The organism is Pseudonocardia sp. SID8383, from assembly GCF_009864975.1.
Lineage (GTDB): Bacteria > Actinomycetota > Actinomycetes > Mycobacteriales > Pseudonocardiaceae > Pseudonocardia > Pseudonocardia alni.
This window is the reverse complement of the sequence record NZ_WWFY01000174.1, coordinates 1-11971: the sequence shown is the minus strand read 5'-3', so window position 1 is coordinate 11971 and position 11971 is coordinate 1. Positions and strand designations below refer to the sequence as shown.

At 73.8% G+C, this 11971-nt stretch carries 13 protein-coding genes; 5 read left to right on the top strand and 8 right to left on the bottom strand.

Going from position 1 to position 11971, the window contains the following annotated elements; genetic code table 11:
* The first annotated feature begins 67 nt into the window (after positions 1-67).
* Complete coding sequence (locus GTW08_RS04235) at positions 68-1156, top strand: AI-2E family transporter (protein ID WP_073576159.1); 1089 nt, start codon at positions 68-70, stop codon at positions 1154-1156.
* Between the two features lie 44 nt (positions 1157-1200).
* Positions 1201-2820, top strand: a complete 1620-nt coding sequence (locus GTW08_RS04230) for an SDR family oxidoreductase (protein ID WP_073576114.1) — start codon at positions 1201-1203, stop codon at positions 2818-2820.
* 49 nt (positions 2821-2869) lie between these two features.
* Here the strand turns inward: GTW08_RS04230 and GTW08_RS04225 are convergent, their stop codons facing one another.
* Positions 2870-3232: a BlaI/MecI/CopY family transcriptional regulator gene (locus GTW08_RS04225; RefSeq protein ID WP_062398947.1), complete on the bottom strand. Its 363-nt coding sequence runs from the start codon at positions 3230-3232 to the stop codon at positions 2870-2872.
* A gap of 64 nt (positions 3233-3296) precedes the next feature.
* A complete protein-coding gene (locus GTW08_RS04220) occupies positions 3297-4457 on the bottom strand; it encodes a class I SAM-dependent methyltransferase (RefSeq protein WP_073576115.1) in 1161 nt (386 codons plus the stop codon).
* Between the two features lie 195 nt (positions 4458-4652).
* Between GTW08_RS04220 and GTW08_RS04215 the strand changes: the two genes are divergently transcribed.
* Both GTW08_RS04215 and GTW08_RS04210 read left to right on the top strand, forming a co-directional pair.
* The gene (locus GTW08_RS04215; RefSeq protein WP_073576116.1) at positions 4653-5171 is read left to right on the top strand and encodes a dTDP-4-dehydrorhamnose 3,5-epimerase family protein; all 519 of its coding nucleotides are present in this window, start codon (positions 4653-4655) and stop codon (positions 5169-5171) included.
* A 170-nt stretch (positions 5172-5341) separates the two neighbouring features.
* The gene (locus GTW08_RS04210) at positions 5342-5680 is read left to right on the top strand and encodes a DUF3040 domain-containing protein (protein WP_073576117.1); all 339 of its coding nucleotides are present in this window, start codon (positions 5342-5344) and stop codon (positions 5678-5680) included.
* Between the two features lie 102 nt (positions 5681-5782).
* Here the strand turns inward: GTW08_RS04210 and dnaB are convergent, their stop codons facing one another.
* The 5 genes from dnaB to rpsF form a co-directional block, all read right to left on the bottom strand.
* Complete coding sequence (gene dnaB, locus GTW08_RS04205) at positions 5783-7192, bottom strand: replicative DNA helicase (protein ID WP_062403954.1); 1410 nt, start codon at positions 7190-7192, stop codon at positions 5783-5785.
* Between the two features lie 642 nt (positions 7193-7834).
* Entirely contained in the window at positions 7835-8281 is a 447-nt protein-coding gene (gene rplI / locus GTW08_RS04200; RefSeq protein WP_073576118.1) for a 50S ribosomal protein L9, read from the bottom strand.
* Between the two features lie 14 nt (positions 8282-8295).
* On the bottom strand, positions 8296-8532 hold the full coding sequence (gene rpsR, locus GTW08_RS04195) for a 30S ribosomal protein S18 (protein WP_020623471.1): 237 nt from the start codon (positions 8530-8532) through the stop codon (positions 8296-8298).
* A gap of 54 nt (positions 8533-8586) precedes the next feature.
* Entirely contained in the window at positions 8587-9135 is a 549-nt protein-coding gene (locus tag GTW08_RS04190; RefSeq protein WP_073576119.1) for a single-stranded DNA-binding protein, read from the bottom strand.
* 11 nt (positions 9136-9146) lie between these two features.
* Positions 9147-9461, bottom strand: coding sequence for a 30S ribosomal protein S6 (gene rpsF, locus GTW08_RS04185; protein ID WP_073576120.1), 315 nt, complete (start codon positions 9459-9461; stop codon positions 9147-9149).
* A 505-nt stretch (positions 9462-9966) separates the two neighbouring features.
* Between rpsF and GTW08_RS04180 the strand changes: the two genes are divergently transcribed.
* On the top strand, positions 9967-10734 hold the full coding sequence (locus GTW08_RS04180; protein ID WP_062398963.1) for a deoxyribonuclease IV: 768 nt from the start codon (positions 9967-9969) through the stop codon (positions 10732-10734).
* A gap of 386 nt (positions 10735-11120) precedes the next feature.
* On the opposite strand, the gene GTW08_RS04175 is transcribed toward GTW08_RS04180, so the two are convergent.
* A complete protein-coding gene (locus GTW08_RS04175) occupies positions 11121-11798 on the bottom strand; it encodes an NUDIX hydrolase (protein WP_073576122.1) in 678 nt (225 codons plus the stop codon).
* Positions 11799-11971: the final 173 nt, after the last annotated feature.

Genomic DNA, 11971 nt, shown 5'->3' with positions numbered 1-11971 from the left:
GCCGCACGTCGCGGACCCCGCGGCGCGGGCCGCCGGGGCGCGCCCCCGCCCGTCACCGCGGGCGGAGATCCCGCGCCCGCTGCGGATCGCCTCCGAGGCCTGTGCCCGGATGCTCGTCATCGCCGCCGGATTCGCGCTGCTCGTCTTCCTCGTGATCGAGCTGCGGGTCGTGGTCGTCCCGGTGGCGATCGCGGTACTGCTGTCCGCACTGCTCGCCCCGCTGGTCCGGTGGCTGCACGAGCGGCGGGTGCCCCGCGGCATCGCGACGGCGCTGGTGATGGTCGGTGGTCTGGCCGCGCTCGGGGGGCTGCTGACCGCCGTCGTCAGCACCCTGGTCGACGGCACGTCCCAGGTGGTGGCGGAGGTCACCGACAACGTCGGCTCGCTGCAGGGGCTCGCCGACGCGACGCCGTTCCGGATCGACGTCGGCGTGCTCGGCGACCAGGTGCTGCAGGCGGTGCGCGACAACCAGCAGACGCTGACCTCCGGCGCGGTGACGACCGCCGCGACCGTCGGGGAGATCCTCGCCGGGTTCGCGCTCTGCCTCTTCGCGTTGATCTTCATGCTCCACGACGGCCGCCGCATCTGGGGGTTCGTCCGGCTGCTCGCCCCGCGGGCCCGGCGCTCGCGGGTCGACGTCGCCGCCCGCCGGGCGTTCGCCTCGCTCGTCGGCTACGTACGGGCGACGGTGCTGGTCGCGATCGTCGACGCCATCGGGATCGGCCTGGGCCTGTGGGCGACGGGTGTGCCGTTCGTGCTGCCGCTGGCCGCGCTGGTGTTCCTCGGTGCGTTCGTGCCGATCATCGGGGCGGTGCTGACCGGCGCCGTCGCGGTGCTGGTCGCGCTGGCCACCGAGGGACCGGTGACCGCGCTGATCGTGCTCGGTGTCGTGCTGGCGGTGCAGCAGCTGGAGAGCCACGTGCTCCAGCCGGTGCTGATGGGCCGGGCCGTCCGGCTGCACCCGCTGGCGGTCGCGCTCGGCGTCGCGGTCGGGGTGGTCGTCGCCGGGATCGCCGGCGCGCTGCTCGCCGTCCCGCTGCTGGCCGTACTGACCGCCGCGGTGCGGTCCCTGGTCGCGTCGCGCGAGGTCGCGCCGCGGGCGGTGGACCCGCTGCGCCCGCGCGAGGCGAACCCGCCGCCCGCCCTGCCGGGCTGAGCGCACGCCCTGCCGCGCAGTGCCTGCGGTGGGACGATCGCGCCGTGCGTTATCTCGTGACGGGTGCGACCGGCTACATCGGTGGGCGGCTCGCGCCCCGGCTGCTGGGCCACGGTCCGGAGCCCGACCTCGTCCCGGACCCGTCCACGGGCCCGGTCCACGTGCGCTGCCTGGTCCGCAACCCGGACAAGCTCGCCGACGTGCCGTGGGCCGCCGACGCCGAGATCGTGCAGGGCGACCTGCTGGACCCGGACAGCGTCCGCGCGGCCTGCGAGGACGTCGACGTCGTCTACTTCCTCGTGCACTCGCTGTCGGACTCCGACTTCGCCGCCACCGACCGGCGGGCCGCGCTGATACTCGGGGAGGCGGCGCGCGCGGCCGGCGTGAAGCGGATCGTCTACCTGGGTGGTCTGCACCCGGACACCGGGGCCGGGAAGCTCTCGGCCCACCTGGCGTCGCGGGTGGAGGTGGGCGAGACCCTGCTGCGCTCCGGGGTACCGACGGTCGTGCTGCAGGCCGCGGTGATCCTCGGCTCCGGCTCGGCCAGCTTCGAGATGCTGCGCTACCTGACCCAGCGGCTCCCGCTGATGGTCACCCCGCGCTGGGTGCACAACCGGATCCAGCCGATCGCGGTGCGCGACGTGCTGCGCTACCTGATCCGGGTCGCGGAGATCGACGCGCCGGCCGCCGAGCTGAACCGGACCTTCGACATCGGCGGCCCCGAGGTCCTCACCTACTACGAGATGATGCAGCGCTACGCCCGCGTCGCCGGCCTGTCCCGGCGCCGGGTGCTGCCGGTGCCGGTGCTGTCGCCGTCGTTGTCCGCGCACTGGATCAACGTCGTCACGCCCGTCCCGAAGTCGATCGCGAAGCCGCTGATCGAGTCCCTGGTCCACGAGGTCGTCTGCTCCGAGGACGACATCAAGGCCCGCATCCCCGACCCGCCGGGCGGGCTGATCGGCTACGACCGCGCCGTCGAGCTGGCCCTGTCCCGCATCACCGACGGCGAGGTCGAGACCCGCTGGTCGGGCGCGACGGTGGCGAACGTGCCGTCCGACCCGCTGCCCAGCGACCCGGAGTGGGCCGGTGGCGACGTCTACCTCGACGAGCGCGAGCAGGCCTGCGCCGCCACCCCGGAACGGCTGTGGACGGTCGTCGAGGGCATCGGCGGGGAGCGCGGCTGGTACTCGTTCCCGCTGGCCTGGTCGGTGCGCGGCTGGATGGACCGCGCGGTCGGCGGCGTCGGGCTCTCCCGCGGCCGTCGCGACCCGCACGACCTGCGCACCGGCGACGCGCTGGACTGGTGGCGGGTGGAGCGGATGGTCGAGCCCGGCGGGGCCCGCCCGGCCGGCAGCGACCGCGACCCCGGGGAGGGGCTGCTGCGGCTGCGCGCGGAGATGAAGGTGCCCGGCCGGGCCTGGCTGGAGATGTCGGTGCGCCCGCGTCCGGGCGGGTCGACCTACCACCAGCGGGCGGTGTTCATCCCGCACGGCCTCCCCGGCTACCTGTACTGGTGGTCGGTCGCGCCGTTCCACGGGATCGTCTTCGGCGGGATGGTCCGCAACATCACCCGCACCGCCGAGCGCGACGGCGACGTCCCCGCCCCGGCGAGCCGCCGTCCGGCATGGCTGCGGTCCCGGTCGCACCGCGACCGGGCGGCCTGACCGCCTCCGGGTCGGCGCTCCCCCGACCACGGTGGCCCGGGCGGCGGCGTCAGCCGCGATCGGGGCCCGAGAGGGCGGCGAGCAGCACGGCGGACTCGCGCTCGGACACCGAGCGCGCGAAGTGCAGGAGCACGGCCTCGGTGTCGCCGGGGCCGTCGAGCAGGTCGCGCAGGGCGCGCGCGGTCTCCTCCTCGCGGCTCGCGGCCGGCGTGTAGAGGTAGGCGCGACCGTCCAGCTCCCGCTGCACCCAGCCCTTGCGGTGCAGGTTGTCGAGCACCGTCATGACGGTCGTGTACGCCAGCGGACGGGCCGGGGCCAGGCGGGCGCGGACGTCGCGCACCCGGCACGGTCCCGCGTCGCCCCACAGCACGTCCATCACGGCGGCCTCGAGCTCGCCGAGTCGACCACGCATGTTGCCTCCCGGATCCGAGGGTAACCGCAACCCCCCATGCTCCCCCGGTCGGTGGGCCGTCGGATCAGCAGCCGGACAGTGCGGACACGGGCTCCACCGCACGCGGTCCCGGGCCGAGCACCACCCAGCGACCACCCGAGGCCTCCACCTGGGGCAGCGCGGCGCGGACCTCGTCGAGGAGTTCGGGCAGGAACAGCAGGACACGGTCCGGGTGCAGGCCGGCGAGCTCGTCGGGGGACACGACGGGCACGTCGCTGCCCGGCATGCGGTGTCCCTGCTTGGCCGGCGAGGCGTCCCCGACGGCGGCCAGCAGCGACGCGTCCAGCCCGGCGCGGCACACCAGCGGCACCGCGCGGGACGCCGCGCCGTAGGCGGCGACGGTGCGTCCGGCCGCCCGCTCGGCGACCAGCCAGTCGAGCAGCAGGTGGGTGTCGTCGGCGGCCGCCTGCAGCCGGGCGAACCCGGACGGCTCGGTGACGGCGAGGGCGCGTTCCTCGTCGACGAGGCGGCGGGTCCCGGCGTCGGGCTCGGCGCCGGCCCGGGCGGTGACCAGCACGGTCCCACCGGACAGCGGGTACCACCACGCCCGATGCACGCCCAGGCCGTGCCGGCGCAGTGCGGCGTCCAGGGCGGGCAGCGACCAGTAGCCGTAGTGGCCGTGGCGCAGGTCGAACCACTGGTCGTCACGCAGCACGGTGCCCAGCGACAGCAGCTGGAGCGCGAGCGTGCCGCCGGGGGCGAGCAGCGCGACCCGCCGGGCGAGCGCATCGGCCTGGTCGGGCTCGTGCAGCAGCCCGTAGAAGTCGACGACGAGGTCGGCCCGCCCGGCCGCGGACACCGCGTCCGCGTCGAGCGCGACCATGCCGCGCCCGGTCAGCCGCGGGAGCCACGAGCCGCCGTGCGGACTGCCGAACTCCGCGACCCGGCCGCCCGGGCGGACCAGCCCGGCGCGGGCGAGCCGGCCGACCGAGCGGTCGCTCTGTTCGGTCATCGCCCGCGGTTCGACGCCGTGCAGCTCCTCGGCGACCGCGGCATCGGTCTGCAGCTGGGCGAGACCGCAGCCGGCGCACAGCCACATGCGCAGCGGGGCCGCCGGGTCGGGCAGCGGGGCGTCCCGCGCGGGCATCCGGTCCCACGGCGGCTGCTCGCCCAGGTCGAGCACGACCGTGCCCGCGGCACCGCCACAGGCACGGCACCGGGTACCCGGCGTCGGGTCGTCGGTCATGCGCCACCCCTCGTCGCATCAGTACTAGGCCCGATAGTAGATACGGGGGCTGAAAGCCCGCTGTGAACCCGATCAGAGCAACGTGGACTCGCGCAGCGTCACCGGGACCGGGTCCGCTCGTTGTCGTCTCCGGTACCCCAACCGCAGCCCACCGCGCTCCCGTCGCACGCGGTGACCGGACCCGAGGGAGGTCGAGTGGACGTCGTACGAACCGTGGTGCCCGGCGCGCTGCTGCTCGATCCGACCGTCGCCGACACATCCGGCCCGGACCTCACCGCCTTCACCGTGCGACGACGGCGCCGCCCGGCCCGCGACGCCGTGCTCGGCCTGTTCGGCCATCCCGGCGACGCGGTGCTGCTCGGCGTCCCCCGCGGCAGCGGCTACGCCGTCGTCATCGACGCCCGGCCGGACGCCGACACCTTCGGCCGGCTCGCCGTCGCGCTGCTCGAGGGCCCGCAGCGACTGCTCGTCCCGCCGGGCTGCCTCTACGGCGTCCAGTCCGTCGCGAGCGGGACCGTCGTCGAGCTGCGCAGCGCCACCCGGCTCCCGCGCCGGGAACGCTTCGACGTCGACCCGGACGACCCGGACCTGGCGGTCCGCTGGCTCCGCCCCCGGCCGGCCCGGACACCGGGCACGGCACGCTCCTGGGCCGCGCTGACCGCCCGCCTCGGGGCTCCCGCGGGCCCCCGCCGGGACCGCGTCTCCCTCTGGTGACCCCGGGCGCCGTCCCCGGTGTGAGGACGGGCGCATGTGAGCCGGTCGGCCCGGTCGGCGAGATCACGAATCGGTCACGTAACGTCGTCACCAGGCCGGATCGACGACGCCCCGCGCCGGACGGCGGCACGACCGTGTCCGCCGGGACGTGGACACGAGGGGTTGCCGAGGTGCTGAGCGAGCGCGAGAACCGTCGACTGCACGAGATCGAGGTGCAGCTGCGACTGACCGACCCGCGACTGGTCCGCCGGTTCTCCGCGCTGAACACCGCACTGCGCGCCCCGGCCCGCCACGGTGGACGACTGCTCGCCGGCTTCGCCCGCGACCGGCGCACCGTGCACGGCTCCGGCCCGTTCCCGACGATGCTGCTGGGGACCGCGCTGGTCGTGCTGCTGCTCGGTGCCGTGCTGGTGAGCGTGCCGGTCGTCGTCGCGGGGATCCTCGTGGCCGGCCTCGCCCTGGCCGTCGCGGCCACCACCGGACCGCAGGCGCACCCCGGAACCGCCTGACCCGCCACCCCCGCACCGCGCGGTGCCGCCCCGGACGGTGGCCATCCAGCGACCGGTGTCGCCCCGGACGGACGGCGTGGCCGTGGCGCGCGACCGGCCGCCTCAGCCGTGGGCGAGGTCGGAGAACCGGCTGTAGTGCAGCTGATGGGCGACGGTGATCGTCGTGGTCGGGCCGTTACGGTGCTTGGCCAGGATCAGGTCGGCCTCACCGGCGCGCGGGTCGTCCTGCTCGAACGCGTCGGGGCGGTGCAGCAGCACCACCATGTCCGCGTCCTGCTCGATCGAGCCGGACTCACGCAGGTCGGACAGCATCGGCCGCTTGTCGGTGCGCTGCTCGGGACCACGGTTCAGCTGGCTCATCGCCACCACCGGGACCTCGAGCTCCTTCGCCAGCAGCTTGATCTGCCGGGAGAACTCCGAGACCTCCTGCTGACGGGACTCGACCTTGCGGCCCGAGGTCATCAGCTGCAGGTAGTCCAGGATGATCAGCTTCAGGTCGTAGCGCTGCTTCATCCGGCGCGCCTTGGCCCGGATCTCCATCAACGTCAGGTTCGGCGAGTCGTCGATGTAGAGGGGCGCCTCGGAGATCTCCGACATCCGCCGCGCCATCCGCGTCCAGTCCTCGTCCGACATCCGGCCGGCGCGCATGTCGGCCAGCCGGATCCGGGCCTCCGCGGACAGCAGACGCATGACGATCTCGGACTTGCTCATCTCCAGCGAGAAAAACGCGCTGGTCATGCCGTTCTTGATGGAGCAGGAGCGGGCGAAGTCCAGCCCCAGGGTCGACTTGCCCAGACCCGGCCGGGCCGCGACGACGACCATCTGGCCCGGGTGCAGACCGTTGGTGACCTGGTCGAGGTCGGCGAAGCCGGTCGGCACACCCGTGGACTGGCCGCCCCGGGAGGCGATCGCGTCGATCTCGTCCATCGTGGGCTGGAGGAGCTCCTCCAGCACCGTGTAGTCCTCGGTGGTGGTGCGCTCGGTGACCTCGTAGACCGCGGCCTGGGCGCGGTCCACCGCGTCGTCGACGTCGCCGCCGTCGGCGCCGTGGTAGCCCAGCTGCACGATCCGGGTGCCGGCCTCGACCAGCCGTCGCAGGACCGCCTTCTCGCCCACGATCTCGGCGTAGTACGCCGCGTTCGCCGCCGTCGGCACGGTCGCGATCAGGGTGTGCAGGTAGGGCGCGCCGCCGAGGCGGACGAGCTCACCGCGCCGCTGCAGCTCCGCCGAGACGGTGACCGCGTCGGCGGGTTCGCCGCGGCTGTAGAGGTCCAGGATCGTCTCGTAGACGGTCTGGTGGGCGGGCCGGTAGAAGTCCTCCGGCTGCAGCACCTCCACGACGTCGGCGATCGCGTCCTTGCTCAGCAGCATCCCGCCGAGCACGGACTGCTCGGCCGTGAGGTCCTGCGGGGGCTGACGGTCGAACGTCGCACCCTCGCCCGGTCCGGAGGCCTTCTCGCCGTCACGGACCGCACGGGGCTTGTTGCCGGGACGATCGTCCGTCAGAGCCATACGCAGCGTCACCCCCGGTGGACACAGTACCGAACGCACGTTCGACGCGCGAGTGGTGCGTCCTGCCCACCCGCGACCGTCGTCGGTGATCTACCGGCCGGCCCGGTGCCCGACGGGCCGCGACGGACGCGGCCCGCGGGACACGGCGCTCGCGTCCCGGTACGACGACAGTAGGTCGGCCGGACGGCGCCTGGCGAACCGCCCTGGTGATCGATCTGGGGATGAACTGTGCACGGATGCCGCCCGTCCCGGGACCGTGCTGGGGACAACTTGGGGACAGCGCACAGGATCGGGCAGTCTTTCCTGGTCACAGGCATGTTCACAGCTGTGGACAACTTTGCTCTGGCGTGTCGTCGCACGCCCCCGTGCGGGCGTGTCGGAGCGCCCGGCGGGCCGTTCGCCGCCCGGCGCGTCCACAAGCCCGCCCGACGAGTGGAGCGTCACCGGACGGCGTGTCGGCTGCGTGACAAGACATCCCGTCCGGGGTCGTCCGATCGGTGTCGATCGTCCATCCGGGACTGCGGACCGTGTGTGCGGCGCCCGTTCGGGACGGTCCCGGACAGACGACAGGGCGGTGCCCGGAGCACGTGGCTCCGGACACCGCCCTGTTCACTGTCGGTGGTCGTGCGACCACCGGACCGCTCAGCTCGCGACGACCGCGATCGGCAGCTCGGTGGTGACCTCCGGGTGCAGGCGGACCTGCACCTGGTGCTTGCCCAGGGTCTTGAGGTGACCCGGGACGTCGATGCTGCGCTTGTCCAGCAGCGGGCCGCCTGCCGCCTTGACGGCGTCGACGACCTGGGCCGGCGTGATCGATCCGAACAAGCGGCCGGTGTCGCCGGCCTTGGCCGACACGGTCACGTTGATGTTGCGCAGCTGCGAGTCGACCTGCTGGGCGTGGCCCAGGTCGCGGATCTCGCGGGTCTTCTGGGCCCGGCGGATCTGCTCGACCTGCTTCTCGGCGCCACGGGTGGCGACGACCGCGAGCTTGCGCGGCAGCAGGTAGTTGCGACCGTAGCCGTCCTTGACCTCGACGATGTCACCCGGGGCACCCAGGTTCGGGACGTCGGCGTTGAGGATGAGCTTCATGTGTCTCCCCTTCCTCAGCGAGCGGTCGAGGTGTACGGCAGCAGGGCGACCTCACGGGAGTTCTTCACCGCGACGGCGACGTCCCGCTGGTGCTGCCGGCAGTTGCCGGAGACCCGACGGGCACGGATCTTGCCGCGGTCGGAGATGAACTTCCGCAGCAGACCGGTGTCCTTGTAGTCGATCAGCTGGGCCTTGTCCTTGCAGAAAGCGCAGACCTTCTTCTTCGGCTTGCGCACGATGGCCTTGGCCATGGTGGTGCTCCTGGAGATCGTCCTCCGCCCGTCACGGACGGAGAGGTACGTGGATCAGAAGGGGGGCTCGTCGTCGGACGCGGCGCCACTGCCCGCGGGCGGGGCCGAACCCCAGGGGTCGTCATAGCCGCCGCCGGAGTTGCCTCCACCGCCGGAACCGCCGCCCTGTCGGGCGCCACCGCCGCCGCCACCGTCGTAGCCACCGCCGCCGCCACCGAAGCCACCGGAACCTCCGCCCCGGCTGACCTTGTTGACCTTGGCGGTCGCGTAGCGCAGGGACGGGCCGACCTCGTCGACCTCCATCTCCACGACGGTGCGCTTCTCGCCTTCCTTGGTCTCGAACGACCGCTGGCGCAGGCGACCCTGGACCACGACGCGCGCGCCGCGGGTCAGGGACTCGGCGACGTTCTCCGCCGCCTGGCGCCAGATGTTGCAGCGCAGGAAGAGTGCCTCGCCGTCCTTCCACTCGCCGGACTGGCGGTCAAAGGTACGCGGGGTGGACGCCACGGTGAAGTTGGCGACCGCGGCGCCGGACGGGGTGAACCGCAGCTCGGGATCCGCCGTCAGGTTGCCCACGACGGTGATGACGGTCTCGCCGGCCATGACGGCTCCAATCAGCCGGCGGCGGGCGCCGGCGTGCGGGTGACGTCCTTGCGCAGGACCTTGGTGCGCAGCACGGACTCGTTCAGACCCAGCTGGCGGTCCAGCTCGGTGACGGTGGCCGGCTCGGCGGTGATGTCGAGGACCGCGTAGATGGCCTCGCCCTGCTTCTTGATCTCGTAGGCCAGGCGGCGCTTGCCCCAGACCTCGATCTTCTCGATCGATCCGCCGTCGTTCTTCACGACGGTGAGGAACTGCTCCAGGGACGGCTGCACAGTGCGCTCGTCCAGGCCGCCGTCGAGGATGACCATGACCTCGTAATGACGCATGAGAACCACTCACCTCCTATGGACTCGAAACGGTCACGGCCCGGACGGCCGTGACAGGAGGTTCTCAGTGCACCCCGACAGTTTCCGGCGGATGCGCGGGAGCCGTGGGGATGCCGGTACAGGCTAGCAACGGCCGTTCCGGCCACGACCTGCGGGTACGCGGCTCCCCGGATCGCCGGGACGGGTTCGGGTCGTGCCCGCGGAGACGCTGGTCGTCGTACGGGTGCCCGGTCCGCGGGCGCCGACGACCACGGGGAGAGCTCGTGTCCGGCACCACCCACGTCCGCAGCCACGCCCGGATCCTGTCCGGACTCAGGAACACACCGGCGGCGGGCTGCTCGTCGGCGGCGCGGCGCGGTGCAGACCTGCACCCTCACCGTCGGCGGCGAGCAGCTGCCGGCCCGGGTGACCGTGACCTCGGTGGAGGGCGGCCCGGTGAAATTCTCGATCACCGACGCCTGCCCGGCGGCCCACGGCTGTCGGGGGTCCTCGCTACCGTGCCCGTATGCAGATCGGAGCACACGTCCGCGACGCCGAGGACCCCCTGGCCGCGGCCGCCGAGGTCGGCGCCGAGGTGATCCAGCTGTTCCTGTCCGACCCGCAGGGCTGGAAGAAGCCGCCGCCGCACCCACGGGCGGCGGAGCTGGCCGCGTCGGACGTCGCGGTGGTGGTGCACGCGCCTTACACCGCGAACGTCGCGTCCACGAACAACCGGATCCGCATCCCGAGCCGCAAGATCGTGCAGCAGCACCTGGCCGGGGCCGCCGAGGTCGGCGCGTTCGGCCTGGTCGTGCACGGCGGCCACGTCACGAAGGACGACGACCCGGCCGTCGGGATCGACAACTGGCGCAAGTTCGTCGAGCGCCAGGCCGGGGAGCACGGCTTCGACGTGCCCGTCCTGATCGAGAACACCGCGGGCGGGGACAACGCCATGGCCCGCCGGTTCGACGCGCTGGGCCGGCTGTGGGACGCGGTGGGCGAGTTCGGCGTCGGGTTCTGCCTGGACACCTGTCACGCCTTCGCCGGTGGCGAGGAGCTGGCCGGGATCGTCGAGCGGGTCCGGGGGATCACCGGGCGGATCGACCTGATCCACCTGAACAACTCGCGCGACGCGTTCGACTCCGCCCGCGACCGGCACGCCAACATCGACGACGGGACGATCCCGCCGGACGAGCTGGCCGCCGTCGTCGCGGCGGCGGGGGCACCGGTCGTGGTGGAGACCCCGGCCGAGGGACAGGCCCGCGACATCGCGTTCCTGCGGGAGCACACCTGAGGCCTCAGGCGGTACCGGCGAGCCAGCCGGACGGCGTGAGCCCCGCCCCGATCTGCAGCCGCGGGGCGTACTGGTCGACGTAGACCCGGGCGGTGAGCTCGCGCCTGCTGCGGACGCGGTGGCCAGCGGGACGATCTCCGGCGGGCGGGCCTCCTCGATCGTCACGACGACCTTTCCCGAGGCCCCGGCCGGCCCGGCCAGCGGCGACGCGTGCGCCACCACCCGGTGCCCGGAGCGCGTCCGCAGCCGGGTCCGCGGCAGCTGCACCAGGTGCCCGTACCGGGACGACGACACCCGGCGCCGGCCGGCCACGCTGAAGCGCCGCGTCGACCCGGAGGGCGTGTTCGGCGGGCCCGTCCGCGCCCGAGACCCGGTTCCGGGAGTCCTCAGCGCCAGGCGAAGACCGGCTGCTCCAGGTGCGCGACCCGGGTCGCGCGCCCGTGCAGGACGACCTCGCGGAACTGGTGGAGCACCGCCCCGGTGGGGGCGTGGACGTAGCGGTCGAACAGCGGCACCTGGATCACCGGGGCGTCGGACTCGGGGATCGTGAGGAACCGGGGCTCGTGGTCGATCTCGGCCAGCGGCGGGCGGTGCAGCTCGGCGACCTCGTCCGGGTTGGGCGTCGGCTCGCCCGCGCCGCCGCCCCACAGCACGACCGGGGTGATGACGTAGCCGGAACGGGTCGGGTAGTCGTCGAGCAGACCGAGCACGCGGTCCGGGCCGAGCTCGAGCCCGATCTCCTCGGACACCTCGCGGCGCCCCGCCTGCTCGGCGGTCTCACCCGGGTCGAGCCGTCCGCCCGGAAGGGCCCACTGGCCGGAGTGCGCCCGCAGCGACCGGGCGCGCCGGGTCAGGACGAACGCGACCTCGTCGGCGAGACGGCCGTCGCCGGTGGCACCGGGGACCGGCAGCAGCGTCAGGGTGACGGCGGCGGCCCGCTTCCCCGCCCGGTCCGCCTCCGACGCGGCCCGGCGCTCGGCCGGGGGGAGCGTCGCCAGCGCCGCCTCGACACGCTCCCGCAGCTGGCGCTGCACCGGTTCCGGGACCACCACGTCGTCGGCCATGCCCCGATCGTCGCACCCGCCCGGGTGCCGCACAGGTTCCGTCGCCGCCGCACTCGTCACACCCGCTGCGGCGCCACCACACCCTGTGCGGCGACCGGCGGGACACATGCGGCGGCGCGAGGGGCAGCCGCAGTTCAGTCCGCGGGGTCGCGCCGGGGGCGGGCCGCCCGGGA